Source organism: Hominimerdicola alba 8 (assembly GCF_000178155.2).
GTDB classification, from domain to species: domain Bacteria; phylum Bacillota; class Clostridia; order Oscillospirales; family Ruminococcaceae; genus Hominimerdicola; species Hominimerdicola alba_C.
In genome coordinates, this window is sequence record NZ_ADKM02000066.1 from 1 (window position 1) to 13538 (window position 13538).

General features: G+C 49.8%; 11 protein-coding genes. 9 read left to right on the top strand and 2 right to left on the bottom strand.

Annotation, left to right across the window (positions count from 1 at the left end):
• The 7 genes from CUS_RS06645 to CUS_RS06675 all read left to right on the top strand — a co-directional run.
• Window positions 1-1277, top strand: a 1277-nt coding sequence (locus CUS_RS06645) for an ABC transporter substrate-binding protein (RefSeq protein WP_242831543.1), incomplete at its 5' end; no start/stop codon positions are given.
• 761 nt (window positions 1278-2038) lie between these two features.
• A complete protein-coding gene (ilvA, locus tag CUS_RS06650; RefSeq protein ID WP_002848883.1) occupies window positions 2039-3241 on the top strand; it encodes a threonine ammonia-lyase in 1203 nt (400 codons plus the stop codon).
• Window positions 3241-3552, top strand: coding sequence for an Imm45 family immunity protein (gene imm45, locus CUS_RS06655; protein ID WP_002848740.1), 312 nt, complete (start codon window positions 3241-3243; stop codon window positions 3550-3552). The genes ilvA and imm45 overlap by 1 nt, the downstream gene beginning before the upstream one ends.
• Before the next feature lie 120 nt (window positions 3553-3672).
• Window positions 3673-4077 (top strand): DUF2809 domain-containing protein, encoded by a 405-nt coding sequence (locus CUS_RS06660; RefSeq protein WP_002848861.1) that lies wholly within the window; start codon window positions 3673-3675, stop codon window positions 4075-4077.
• A 172-nt stretch (window positions 4078-4249) separates the two neighbouring features.
• Window positions 4250-4624 carry a RidA family protein gene (locus CUS_RS06665; RefSeq protein ID WP_002848773.1) on the top strand — a complete coding sequence of 125 codons (375 nt, stop codon included), beginning with the start codon at window positions 4250-4252 and terminating at the stop codon, window positions 4622-4624.
• Window positions 4625-4854: 230 nt separating this feature from the next.
• Entirely contained in the window at window positions 4855-6048 is a 1194-nt protein-coding gene (locus CUS_RS06670; RefSeq protein WP_002848870.1) for a cation:proton antiporter, read from the top strand.
• A 329-nt stretch (window positions 6049-6377) separates the two neighbouring features.
• Complete coding sequence (locus CUS_RS06675; protein ID WP_002848772.1) at window positions 6378-7667, top strand: CapA family protein; 1290 nt, start codon at window positions 6378-6380, stop codon at window positions 7665-7667.
• A 341-nt stretch (window positions 7668-8008) separates the two neighbouring features.
• Here CUS_RS06675 and CUS_RS06680 read toward each other — a convergent pair whose 3' ends face one another.
• Both CUS_RS06680 and rny read right to left on the bottom strand, forming a co-directional pair.
• Window positions 8009-9598 (bottom strand): O-antigen ligase family protein, encoded by a 1590-nt coding sequence (locus tag CUS_RS06680; protein WP_002848755.1) that lies wholly within the window; start codon window positions 9596-9598, stop codon window positions 8009-8011.
• 175 nt (window positions 9599-9773) lie between these two features.
• The gene (gene rny, locus CUS_RS06685; protein WP_002848764.1) at window positions 9774-11339 is read right to left on the bottom strand and encodes a ribonuclease Y; all 1566 of its coding nucleotides are present in this window, start codon (window positions 11337-11339) and stop codon (window positions 9774-9776) included.
• 1056 nt (window positions 11340-12395) lie between these two features.
• On the opposite strand from rny, the gene CUS_RS06690 reads away from it, so the two are divergent.
• Both CUS_RS06690 and CUS_RS06695 read left to right on the top strand, forming a co-directional pair.
• A complete protein-coding gene (locus CUS_RS06690) occupies window positions 12396-12785 on the top strand; it encodes a hypothetical protein (RefSeq protein WP_002848827.1) in 390 nt (129 codons plus the stop codon).
• 13 nt (window positions 12786-12798) lie between these two features.
• Entirely contained in the window at window positions 12799-13425 is a 627-nt protein-coding gene (locus CUS_RS06695; RefSeq protein WP_002848840.1) for a suppressor of fused domain protein, read from the top strand.
• The last annotated feature ends 113 nt before the right edge of the window (window positions 13426-13538 follow it).

A 13538-nucleotide genomic window follows, 5' to 3' on the forward strand; every position in this document is an offset into this window, starting at 1 on the left:
AGAAAGGCACACAGATGGTAAGAAATGTATTAAAGAGGACTGCGGCTCTGGTGACTGCGGCAGTCATGACGGCGGGGCTGTGCGGCTGTCATGAGAGGACTTTGACCGATGATGACGAGCGCACAGAGATAAGTTTCTCGTGGTGGGGCAATGATGACCGCAACGAGCGGACGCTGAACGGTCTGAAAGGCTTCACGGAGGAAACGGGCGTTACTGTAAGACCGAAGTATGCCGAGTTCAGCGGTTTCAAGTCAAAGATGGATACTGAGATATATTCGGGTACTGAAGCTGATGTGGTACAGCTGAACTACGACTGGCTTTATCAGTACACGCAGAACGGGGAAGAGTTCTACGACCTCAGCACGCTGGAGGAGATAGACCTTTCGACCTACCCTGAGATGTCACTTGCCTGCGGCTGGGCAAACGGCAAATTGCAGGCGATACCATACGGCTTCAACGCGCTGACATTTGTGTATAACAAGACACTGCTGGACAGCTATGGCCTGAGTATACCCGAAACTTGGGACGAACTGTTCGAGGCGGCGGCGGTACTGCGGCGTGACGGTGTGTATGTGCTTTCGCTGACGGATAAGTTTTTCTGGCTGACTGCCTGCGCATATCTGGAACAGTCCACAGGTCACAAGGTATTTGATGAGGACGGCAAACTGGCGCTGAGCAGTGATGATGTGCGCATAATGCTGGCATTCAGCAAAAAGATGCTTGACGAAAAGGTGACTGAACTGGGCAGTGAGTATGACAGGCGTGATTTCTCGATGCTGAGAATGGCGGGCACTGTGTCATGGACTTCCGATCCCGGATATTTTGAAACAACGGCGGCAGAACTTAAGATGGAACTGGCGGTGGGTCCTTACCTGACCACTAAGGAGTTCGACAGCTTCGGGTGGTACGAGAAGCCGACAGGTCTTTACGCCATAAGGCAGGACACCGAAGAACCGCAGGCGGCAGGCGAACTGGTCGATTATCTTATAAACAGCGCTGACATGGCGGCAAGTCTGGGCATGACTAAGGGCGTGCCTGTCAGCAGGGCGGCGGAGGAAGCCCTTGAAGCGCATGGCATGCTGGAGGGCGTTGAGTACGAAGCCAACCGCATGATGATGAATGAACCGCGCCTGATGACCATGAGTCCATTGATGGAGAACAGCGAACTGATAGATATTTACGCAGATGCCCTCAACGGTGTGTACTACAACAAGCACATAACCGTTCCCACAGCCGCAGACAGGGCGTGGGACAAGATGATCGGCGTGAAATTATGATATAAGGTGAAGTGCGTCCGCGGAGATATGCGGGCGCATTTTTTGCCGACAAACCGTACCGAACAGCCTTTCAGCAGGCATTAACAATGGTTCGCGATTTCTTTCGCTAAAACGGCATTCACGCGCCCATGCCCCGATAATTCGGCGGTGTAACACGGTATAGTAATGTAACACGCATGGCGATAATCAAACGGCGAGAGTAACGCCGACACAGTCGCGAACGCCCCCGTCCTACACTATTGACAGGCTTATCCTTTGGAGAGATGACCGACCGCCGAAGACGCTGTCGCTGTTCGGCTGGACGTCGCGGGCAATTCGTCGCACGCACATGGTTTCTGCGGGTCGAGAATTTTGAGCACGCTCTTTTCTATGAGAATTGCCCGCTTTTGCCTTGCTTTGGTCGAATGCTTTGACCTCTTACCGTTGTTGCTTTGTTCGCCCAACTAATTTTGTTTGTCGCTTGTGGACTTCTTCCCCGATTGAGGGCGCTGCCCTCAAACTCCCGCAAGCCTGCTGGCGCGAGGCTTGACCGCGCGCTTTGGTTCGCGCATAGCTTTGTGTTCTTACTCGGCTTTGTTGGGCGGCTTAGTTTGCGCTTTCTTCGCTGAAACAACATTCTTTCGTCCCTGCCAATAATTATGAATTATGAATTATGAATTATGAATTACAATCCCCCGTTGACTTTTGCGGCGGGGAGTGGTATAATCTAAGGTATAGGTCTTACGGCAAAAATTTTTATTCTTGAAAAGAGGTCAATCACAATGCTTACACTGGATAAGGTGTTCGACGCATCAAATGTACTCAAAGAGGTCATCAGGTCTACCGACTGTATAGCCGCACCCAATGTGAACCCCGACTGCAACGTTTTTCTCAAGACCGAGAATTTGCAGATAACAGGTTCGTTTAAGGTGAGAGGCGCTTATTACAGGATATCCCAGCTTTCCGATGAGGAAAAGGCACACGGCGTTATCGCATGTTCTGCGGGCAACCATGCACAGGGCGTGGCGCTGGCGGCGGCTAAGAACGGCATAAGATCCATAATCTGCCTGCCCGATGGTGCGCCTATCTCAAAGGTAGAGGCTACAAGAAGCTACGGCGCTGAGATATGCCTTGTACCCGGCGTTTATGATGACGCTTACGCTGAGGCTATACGTCAGCGTGATGAGTACGGATATACTTTCATTCACCCGTTTGATGATGAAAATGTCATCGCAGGTCAGGGTACTATCGGTCTGGAGATACTCAATCAGGTGGCTAATGCAAATGTGATCGTCGTGCCTGTGGGCGGCGGCGGACTTATTTCGGGCGTGGCTTTTGCGGTAAAACAGCTGAACCCCCGCGTGAAAGTCTACGGCGTGCAGGCTGAGGGTGCGCCTTCTATGGTGAAGTCCATATCTGAGGACAAGATAGTATGCCTTGACAGCGTACACACCATCGCAGACGGCATTCAGGTAAAAGAACCTGGCGAGAATACATTTGAGTACTGCAAGCAGTATGTTGACGGCATAGTGACTGTCACCGATGACGAGGTAAGTTCAGCTATACTGCACCTTATCGAAAAGCAGAAGTTAATAGCTGAGGGCGCTGGCGCTGTTTCGGTGGCGGCTGTTATGTTCAACAAGATACCTGACCTTAAGGGCAAGAACGTTGTTTGTCTGGTGTCGGGCGGCAATATCGATGTTACCATACTTTCGAGGGTCATCAAGAGAGGTCTGCTGAAGTCGGGCAGGTCTGATACGCTGACCATTCAGCTGGACGACAAGCCGGGTCAGCTGAAAGATGTTTCGGCAATTATCGCAGATCTGGGCGCGAATGTGGTATCTATCCACCACGAGAGGGCGAGCGAGGACAGCGACATCACCGAATGTCTGCTCCGTCTGGTGCTGGAAACCAGAGATTACAGCCATATCCGTGAGATACGCGCGGCGCTGACTGCTAAGGGCTTCAAGATAGTCAATAAGTGATGACAAGGCTGACAGATCACAGCGGGGGATATCTCTGTGCGGGCGCGAAACTGCGCTTTGTCGGGGAATATCCCTTTGATGCCGAACCTGTTGACTTTATGATATGCGATTATCCTGCGGCGGGCGCGGGACGGTGTAACTTTGCGCTGTACTGCGTGTCGGGCTACCATGCGGGCAGTCTTGAATATGTTTTCCCGCAGGAAGCGCAGGCAGAGGAAGCGCGGGCGATAAGTACAAAATGGCTCGCTGAGAACTGGCAGAAAAAGGTATATAACGGGTGCAGTGCAGAGAACGTTACCGTACTGCTCTGAACCTGTTGAATAAATGAAACTGCTGTATATTGCTTACCAAGCCGAAAGCTGAGGAAGCGGTACAGATCGGGATCGGCAGACAAGTGATATGACAGGCGGGCGTTTCATCAAGGAGAAAACATGAAAAGGACAACAAAACGAAGGTTGGTATATTCGGCGCTTTTTGCCGTTATGCTTATAACTGAGATACTGATAGGGAAGTACGCTCACGGCTTTGTACGCGAATACTTCGGTGATGTCCTTGTCATGCCCGCCATGTATTTTCTGGTGCGCATATTCACTGACAGTTTTCCGCGCACACTTCCGCTGATACTGTTTATCTTTGCATGTGCGGTGGAAGTTTCACAGTATTTCGGGCTTTACAAGGTACTCGGCTTCGCACGCGGAAGTCTGCCTGCCATAATCATCGGTACGGGCTTTGCGTGGGGCGACCTTGCGGCATACGCGGCGGGCAGTGTGCTGAACGTTATTGCCGCTGTCGCGGGCAGGGGCTCTTCCCAGAACACAACTGACGGGAAAATATAATTACAGTATAAAAACGCGGCAGAAACCGTGTTTTATAGCAATCCGCCTTAAAATTCAGACAAAATCCAGTCACAAAATCCATAGATCCGAGCTTTTGCGACTGGATTTTGTGAATTTAAATAGTTGGATTGCTATAGATAGCCAATAATATTATTTAAAGGAGTAGATCAAAATGGCAGAAACAATTTACACAAAGAACGCACCTGATGCGATAGGTCCTTATTCGCAGGCTAAGAAAGTAGGCGGACTGATATTCACATCGGGTCAGATAGCTATTGATCCCGCAACAGGCAATGTTGAGGCAGCTACCATCGAGGAGCAGACACATCAGGTATGCAAAAATCTGAAAGCTGTTCTGGAAGAGGCGGGAAGCGGTCTGGACAAGGCTGTGAAGACTGTATGCTTCCTTAAGAATATGAGCGATTTCGGCGCTTTTAACGGCGTTTACGGCGAGTATTTCTCTTCAAAGCCCGCAAGAAGCTGTGTGGCTGTAAAGGAACTTCCCAAGGACGTTCTGGTAGAGGTAGAAGTAATAGCTGAGGTATGATGCGGCATAAGACCTCTTTAATTAACAAAATCGTTGCAGAACGTTGACACATAGCCGTACATGTTCTGATATAATGAAAATGCAGAGTTCTCCCTCGCCTTTGGGCGGGGGAGTGCTTTTGCGTAAAAATAAAACGTGGTTATCCCGCTGACACACCACAAAAACGGCGGTTTTACAGCATTTTCAGCCGTTGTGCCAAAGGGATAGTCATAAAATAAGGGGAAGTAAAAATGAAAGCATATGAGATACTTATGGATATCGCGCTGATACTGATAAGTGCGAAGCTCATGGGTCTGGCGGCGCGCAAGGTAAAAGCGCCGATGGTAGTGGGCGAGATAATCGCTGGCATACTGATAGGACCGTGTTTTTATTCGGGACTGGTACAGCCCTCAGAGTACATAAACGTGTTTGCCGAGATAGGCGTTATACTGATAATGTTCTCGGCGGGGCTTGAAACGAATTTGCAGGAACTCAAGAAGTCGGGCGGCATAGCGCTGGTGATAGCCTGCGTGGGCGTGTTCGTGCCGCTTATCTGCGGTGCGGCGCTGTACGGGGCGTTCTACGGATTTGACGGCTTTGGCACCGAGAAATTCTTCCACGGGCTGTTCATCGGCTGTATAATGACGGCGACATCGGTGGGCATAACGGTCGAGGCGCTGAAAGAGATGGGCTATCTCAAAGGCAGGGTCGGTCAGACGATACTTTCGGCGGCGATAATAGATGACATCATCGGCATAGTGGTGCTGACATTTGTGCTCAGCATGAAAGACCCTTCCAACAGCATCGGCAAGGTATCGCTGAAAGTTGTGGGATTTCTGGCGGCATCGTTCATACTGGGATATCTGATATACAAGGTATTCAAGGTAGTGGACGAGAAATATCCTCACACGAGGAGGATACCGATAATCGCGCTGAGCCTGTGCTTCATACTGGCTTATGTGGCAGAGGAATATTTCGGCATAGCGGACATCACGGGCGCATACATCGCGGGCATAATCCTGTGCAACGTGCGTGATGCTGACTACATCGACCGCAAGGTGAACGTGAACGGCTACATGTTTTTCGCCCCGATATTCTTTGTCGGCATCGGATTAAAGACGAGTTTCAAGGGCATGGGCGGTGAAACTGTCCTGTTTGCGCTGGCATTCGTGGCGGTAGCAATGTTATCGAAGCTGATAGGCTGTGGTCTTGCAGCGAAATGCTTCAAGTTTGACACACACGACTGTGTGAAGATAGGTGCGGGCATGATGACAAGGGGCGAAGTTGCGCTGATAATCACCAACAAGGGTCTTAGCATGGGCGTACTTGAACCGAACGCATCTACAGCAGTCATACTGCTTATAATCGTCAGCAGTATAGTCACGCCGATATTCCTGAAATATCTGTACACTAAGCACCCCGAAAAATCAGAAGAAACGGCATAGCTATAGCAATCCAACTATTTAAATTCACAAAATCCAGTCGCAAAAGCTCGGATCTATGGATTTTGTGACCGGATTTTGTCTGAATTTTAAGGCGGATTGCTATAGGGACAGTCCCCGCATGAGCGGGGGCTGTTTTTTTTGCTGTTATCACGCGGAGATATGCGCACCGATGCAAGCTGATGCCGTTCTTATCCTTTGAAGTGATGACTGAGCGGAGGGGCTGGGGTGCTGTTTTTGTCGTTTCTTACAAACTTTCCGATATATCAGTGACAGATAACTCAAATGATGGTATAATAAAGGCAGTGTTTTACCGCGAAAGGAGTATATTGATGATGAAAATGAAATTCTTTGTACCTGTCTTAGCGGCTGTTATGCTCACTGCTTCCTGCGGCGTTTCGGTTGAGAGCGATCCTGCGGCTGAAAAACAGTCTGCCAAAACCACCGCTGACAATAGGGAAGTATCTGACAACGAAAGCATACCCGACGGACAGTCCCCCGAAGATACAGACTCTCAGTCCCCCGAAACCGAAAAACCGCAGGAAACACGTACAGGCAAAACTGTGGTGAGGTTTGCCTGTGCAGGCGATAACCTGATACATGATAATATCTATTTAGAAGCGCAGAACGATGACGGCAGTTATGATTTCAGCAAGTGCTACGCCCCCTGCAAAAAGCTGATAGAAGATACCGATGTGGCGGTACTCAATCAGGAAACGCTGGTGAACGATATGTTCGAGCCATCGACTTTTCCGCTGTTCTCTACCCCGACAGAGGACGGCGATGCAGTGGTGGACTTCGGGTTCAATGTCATTTCGATGTCAAACAACCATGTGCTTGACAAAGGCTCTGACGGGCTTATAGCTTCTCTCGACTACTGGGATACCAAAGATGTGGTACACTACGGCGCTTACCGTGATGAAGCCGATGCCGAAAACATCAGGACGATGGAGGTAAACGGCATAACTTTCGCGTTTCTGGGCTATATGGAACACACCAACGGCTTTTTCCTCAGCGATGACGAACCGGGAGAAGTGGTATATATCGAAGAGCGCGAGCGCATAGAGCGTCAGGTGAGGGCGGCTGACGAAATGGCTGATGTGGTGGTAGTTTCCTGTCATTTCGGCACAGAGGTGCAGAATGACCTTAACGCTATGCAGATGGAATTTGCACCTCAGCTGGTAGAATGGGGCGCTGACCTCATCATCGGCACACAGGCGCATGCGCTTTCGACCTGTGGATTTATCGACAAGCCCGACGGCGGCAGAGCGTTCGTCTACTACGGGCTGGGAAATTTCCTGAATACCATGTACGATGCCGACAACCCCGATGGCTGGTACGGCAGGGCGATACTGGGAATATTCGGCAAGCTGGACATAGTGAAGGACTTCGACAACGGCGGCGCGGTGACTTTTGAGAATGTCAAGGCGATACCCGTTATCTCCCATTATGAGGGCGTAAGCTGGGACAGCATGTGGTACAACTGTGCGGTCTACCCATACGGCGACTACACCGATGAAATGTTATCGCGGCACATGATGTATCAGCAGGTCGGTGTCAACAGGGATACCCTTGCCCACTATCTGTCATACATTCCCGAAGAATTTCTGGCATACGAGTGATATTTCGGCATAAAAATGTGGTTATCCCGCTGACACACCACAAAAACAACGGCTATACAGAACTTAAGGTTCCTGGCGTATATTTTTCCCCCGCCGCAGGCGGGGGGAAAATATACAATGCTCAATTATCCTTTTGTTTACCGCATTTTTATAGCAATCCGCCTTAAAATTCAGACAAAATCCAGTCACAAAACCCATAAATCCCAGCTTTTGCGACCGGATTTTGTGAATTTAAAAAGTTGGATTGCTATAGTTGGTGTGCTAAAGGGATAGTCATATCAAAAAATGCGCGGGCGAACTTTCGCCTGCGCATTTTCTTTTATTGTGATACATGTATCTGTTCAGCTTGCAGCGCTGTCTTCAACGGCTTTGTTCTCTTTGTTTTTTACCGAGATATCCCAGCAAAGACCTGCCGCTATGAAGAACATGTAGGTCGCACTGAACCATGTGGTGTTGAACCATGACTGTGCCACGTAGGTCAGCACAGCGGCGAGTGCGGCGGCTGATACCCAGTCGCCCTTGCCCTTGACGAACTTGTTCAGCAGTTTGAAGCCCTTTACCGCCGTTACTATCAGGAACGCCGCGTATATCACCAGCGTGATGATGCCTTTCTGTGCGCCTGTGTCGGTAAATTCGTTGTAGGTGCGGTCAAGGGTCAGTGTGAATTCAGGATAGTGGTATGGAACGTTGTCGGGACCCACGCCGAATGCAGGGTACTTCATCATGATGTTCTCGCCGTCACCGAACAGATAGTCGTATATGCTTCTGTCATCGGTGGCAGGGTCGGTAACTTGGTTGATGTAGTCTCTCCTGCGCTCATAGCCTATCATGCGGTTTACATAGCTGTCGGTGAAGATTATCTGCTCATCTGCGAACTTCACCGCGCCCGTACCGAAGAGCGCACCCGCGATAATGCCCGAACATGCAACGGGTATCAGTACAGCCAGTGCCGACTTTTCGCCTTTTGCCGCCTTGATGACCGCGAATATCGTCACGAAGAACGCCGCCGCCGCTATGCAGACAGCGCCCGACCATACCTTTGTGAGACATGCCGCCGCCGCCATTATCGGTGCGGCTATACAGTACAGCACTCTGCGCGTTTTGTTTTTGTCAAATGCGATGCCTGCCAGTGCTATCGGGAAAGCGACAGCCAGTATGACAGCCAGCGCGTGGGGCGAGGTCAGAAAACCGCTCGCCGCTTTAGTGTCGCTGTATATGCCCCATGATGTAGGGCTTTCTTCGGGCGAAACGAACAGTTCGCCCAGCGAAGAGTCAGCGTCCTCAGCCAGACCCGGACGCTGATACAGCCTGTCAAAGAAATTGCACATAGCCCCCGATGTTGCGGGTATTACTTCAAGTATGCCCGCAGCCGACTGCAAAACGCCTGCACCCACGATGAAGTCGGCAAGCTGTTTTTTGCGGTCTTTGTCATTCAGCGCCGCCGCCACAGCAAAAAGTCCGAAACAGCCGAATGTCATCAAAAAGCCGTCATGCCTGCCCATGAAGCCCAGCATCGAGTCATGCAGGCTTGCGGCTGTCAGCGAAGATATCAGCGTGGTAAGCATGCAGATGACAGGCAGTGTCAGCAGTTTGTTGCCTTTCAGGTCAACCAGACCCTTTTGCCTTGCCACATTGAACACCAGATAACCCACGCCGCCCGTAAGCATGACCATAGATGCGGCGTAGAATATGAAGTTGTCGCTGAGGTAGTGGGGCATATCATCCTCCACATACATCAGGGTATTCTGTGTGTAATATGCGGGTATAAGTATCAGCGTGACTATAGCTATAGCCAGCATACAGAAGCGGCTGCACATCTTCTGTGCGCCGTTAAAGTCCATATTCAGTATAAAATCCGATTTTTCGGTCGAACCGAACAGGTGTCTGTGACCCTGATTGGGCACATCGACCCTTTTTTCTTTTTTAGCCATATCTAGCCTCCGAATAGATTCCCTTTCTGCCGCCGCGATGCGCAAAGTCGGTCTTTGCCGAATTTTTCCGACTGCCGCGCGGGGTATTTGTTTTCATAATTCCTTATAATTCTTATATTATCCATGATATAAAAAAGGCGGACAGGTCTGCCCTGTCCGCCGTCATTGTTGAGCCTTACTTGGCATACTCCACTACTCGGCTCTCTCTGATAAGGTTTACCTTGATCTGACCGGGATAGTCCATCTCTGTTTCTATCCTCTTTGCGATCTCCCTTGCGACAAGCACCATCTTTTCATCGTTGATCTTGTCGGGCTGTATCATTATCCTTACCTCTCTGCCCGCCTGTATAGCGTAGGATTTCTCTACGCCGTCATAGGAAGTGCAGATCTCTTCGAGTTTTTGCAGCCTCTTGATGTAGTTTTCGTAGTTTTCGCTTCTTGCACCGGGTCTTGCCGCAGAAATTGCATCTGCCGCCTGTACCAGTGCCGCAACGACTGTCCTTGTTTCAACATCGCCGTGATGTGCCTCGATCGCGTGGATAACGTCGGGGCTTTCCTTGTACTTCTTACATACATCTACACCTATCTGTACATGCGAACCCTCGATCTCGTAACTCAGCGCCTTGCCTATATCGTGGAGCAGACCCGCTCTTCTTGCGAGATTAGCGTCAACGCCCAGTTCCGAAGCCATCATGCCTGCAAGATGTGCGACCTCGATAGAGTGGTTGAGCACGTTCTGGCGGTAGCTTGTTCTGAACCTCAGTCTGCCCAGCAGTTTGATAAGTTCGTGGTTAAGACCGTGAACGTTGGTTTCAAGCACAGCCCTTTCGCCTTCCTGCTTGATCTTCAGCTCTACTTCGCGCTTTGCCTTTTCTACCATCTCTTCGATACGGGTGGGGTGTATACGGCCGTCCTGTATCAGCTTTTCCAGTGCGATCCTTGCGACCTCGCGCCTTACCTGATCGAAACATGAGATAGTGATAGCCTCAGGTGTGTCATCAATGATAAGGTCAACGCCTGTGAGCGTTTCGATGGTGCGGATATTTCGACCTTCACGACCGATTATCCTGCCCTTCATCTCATCGTTCGGCAGTGCCACAACGGATACAGCCGTTTCAGACACCTGATCTGCCGCACATCTGGCGATAGCCAGTGAGATGTACTGCCTTGCCTTAGCGTCGCACTCGTCCTTGATCTGCGCCTCGTAATTCGCGATCTTCACTGCCTTTTCGTGGACAAGATCACCCTCCAGCTGGCTCAGCAGGTATTCCTTAGCCTGGTCAACTGTCAGCCCTGAGATCTTCTCCAGCATATCAAGCTGTGAATGCTTGATGCGCTCTGCCTCAGCCACCTTCTCGTCGGCGGACTTCAGCTTCTTCTGAAGTGTTTCCTCCTTCTTCTCCAGATTGTCCAGCTTCTTGTCGATGCTCTCTTCCTTCTGCTGGATACGTCTTTCCTGTCTGGATACTTCACTTCTTCTCTCTTTCAGCTCTTTTTCGGTTTCCTGGCGGGACTTATGTATTTCGTCCTTTGCCTCCACCAACGCGGATTTCTTAAGAGTTTCGGCGTTTTTCTTCGCTTCCTCGACTATCTTTTCCGCCTCTGCCTCTGCTGAACCGATGGCTGCTTCGGCAGTTTCCTTGCGGTAGTCGATACCCTTCTTAAAACAGATGTAGCCGCTGATGGCTGCGCCAAGAACAAGAGCCGCTACACAAAGTGCTATTACCAATCCGACACTCATTGTATAGCATTCCTCCTTCTTGAAAGTACAGAGTTTTTCCCTTTCATGCGCCTGCGCATCGATCGGGAAACCCTCTGCCCGATATTAAATTGTAAAGATACATATAGCAAAATTTATTTTATGACAAGCCGCCGTAAGCACCCCTCGCTTCGGCAGACCGATAAAAAATAAAATGCACAATATTATTGTATAACAAAACACGTAAAATGTCAAGTTGTTTTTTAGTTATTCTACCAAAAAAACAAAAATTTTATATTTGGCGCGAAAGTTTACACTTGACAAAAGCACCCGATAGTGGTATCATGTAAACAAGGCACCGCAAAAGTGCCTGTTATAAAGCAAATCTATGACGGGGAAGCCGTTTGGCAAAAATGCTGATACAGAGAGTGCCGCGCAAGCTGAAAGCGGCATGGAAGCGTAGCCTTATCGGACACCACCCCTGAGTGCGTCCAATCCACGCCGCAAGCCTGCGTTAAAGGCATCAACGAGTTACAGGGCGGCAGCTTTTGGCTGGTGCGGCATCGCGAGTGAGCGGTCGGCGCATGTGAGTGCGAGTCGGTTCGCGGTGAACGGTCGGCGGTCTGCGTGAGTGCGGGTGTTCCGCATTGGCGTTTGTGAGTTTGCGGGGTGCTTATATGGGCAGTTCGCGGCGGCATGCTTCTCTGTATAAATACGGGTGGAACCACGTTTTTAACGTCCCATGTGAGATTATTCTCGCATGGGGCTTTTTATTTGTGTTATAGCAATCCAACTATTTAAATTTATGACTATCCCTTTAGCACACCAACTAAAAATGCGGTGAACAAAAGGATAATTGAGCGTTGTATATCTTTCCCCCGCCTGCGGCGGGGGAAAGATATACGCCAAGAACCTTAAGTTCTGTATAGCCGCTGTTTTGGTGGTGTGTCAGCGGGATAACCACGTTTAAATTTACAAAATCCGGTCGCAAAAGCTCGGATCTATGGATTTTGTGACTGGATTTTGTCTGAATTTTAAGGCGGATTGCTATAGGGCGGCTATCTCCGCCTGATAAGAACAATGGGAGGTGTTCATACTATGAGAGCAAGAAAGACTCTTGCGATCATTTGCTATACCGTCAGCGCCGCCGCATGTCTGGCGGCAGGGGCAGTGTCGCTTATGGCGATGAGGGAGAAGATAAGCTGTGCCTACGGTTTCTGGCTGTTCGTGCCGATATGGATAGGCGCGTTCTGGTTTTTGACCTTTTTCAATGCTTTGAGCCGTGAGAAGCGGGGCAAAAAGGTGAAGTACATTGTAAAAAAGAGCGTTACGAAGACGCTGAGCGCTCTGGTGAATGTGCTGAGCATACTGCTTTTATGTTTCTGGGTGTACCTTTACATCTTCAAGGTCATGCCTGCGGCGGCGGATAAGAACAGTGACCCGCTGAAAAACACGGCGGCTTCAATAAGTATAACTGAGAACATATGAACGGAGGGACATCATGGCGAATGAAGAACTGAACACAAGCGGCTGGGATGCGATAACCGCTGAATTTGAGAGAGTTTATCCCGGTCAGACGAAGCCTTTGCACTACGGCACCATACTTTCATGGGAACTGGGCGGCAACGACCCGCTGAGGGGCATAAGCATCTATGACGGCGGGGATTTCTGGCACTTTGTAAGCTACGGTCTTACCGAGCTTTACGAGAAAGAAAACAATGACAAAGAGTGGAGCGGTTTTGGGTTTGAACTGACATTCAAGCTGAAGAAAGACTGTTTCGACCCTGACGATCTGGAGGACGAACTTGCCTGCGTTTGCGGGATAATGCAGTCGATAGCCAGGATAACCTTTAAAAACGGCGACATTTTCCAAAACAATGAATACATTTACACTGGTCAGACTACGGGCATAGATGCGAAGCAGAAGTCGGCACTGACAGGCTTTATCTGCATCAACGACCCGACAGTGAACACCTTAGAAACGCCGAACGGCAGGGTAAAATTCATTGAACTCATCGGCATGACAGATGCGGAACTCAAGACGCTGGGTTCACACGACAGTGTAGCTGAGATATATGCACGTTTAGGCAGTGACATAACCGACTACAAGAGAAAACCGCTTTTTTAATTCATAATTCATAATTCATAATTCATAATTATTGGCATGGGCGAAAGAATGCCATGCCGCCCAACAAAGTAAAGCAAGAACACAAAGCTATGTGCGAACCAAAGCGCGCGGTC

Bases quoted from the DNA above. Each gene is read 5' to 3' on its own strand.
- CUS_RS06695 (WP_002848840.1), top strand. From the start codon at position 12,799: ATGGCGAATGAAGAACTGAACACAAGCGGCTGGGATGCGATAACCGCT.
- CUS_RS06670 (WP_002848870.1), top strand. From the start codon at position 4,855: ATGAAAGCATATGAGATACTTATGGATATCGCGCTGATACTGATAAGT.
- CUS_RS06675 (WP_002848772.1), top strand. From the start codon at position 6,378: ATGATGAAAATGAAATTCTTTGTACCTGTCTTAGCGGCTGTTATGCTC.
- ilvA (WP_002848883.1), top strand. From the start codon at position 2,039: ATGCTTACACTGGATAAGGTGTTCGACGCATCAAATGTACTCAAAGAG.
- CUS_RS06665 (WP_002848773.1), top strand. From the start codon at position 4,250: ATGGCAGAAACAATTTACACAAAGAACGCACCTGATGCGATAGGTCCT.
- CUS_RS06690 (WP_002848827.1), top strand. From the start codon at position 12,396: ATGAGAGCAAGAAAGACTCTTGCGATCATTTGCTATACCGTCAGCGCC.
- rny (WP_002848764.1), bottom strand. From the start codon at position 11,339: ATGAGTGTCGGATTGGTAATAGCACTTTGTGTAGCGGCTCTTGTTCTT.
- CUS_RS06660 (WP_002848861.1), top strand. From the start codon at position 3,673: ATGAAAAGGACAACAAAACGAAGGTTGGTATATTCGGCGCTTTTTGCC.
- imm45 (WP_002848740.1), top strand. From the start codon at position 3,241: ATGACAAGGCTGACAGATCACAGCGGGGGATATCTCTGTGCGGGCGCG.
- CUS_RS06680 (WP_002848755.1), bottom strand. From the start codon at position 9,598: ATGGCTAAAAAAGAAAAAAGGGTCGATGTGCCCAATCAGGGTCACAGA.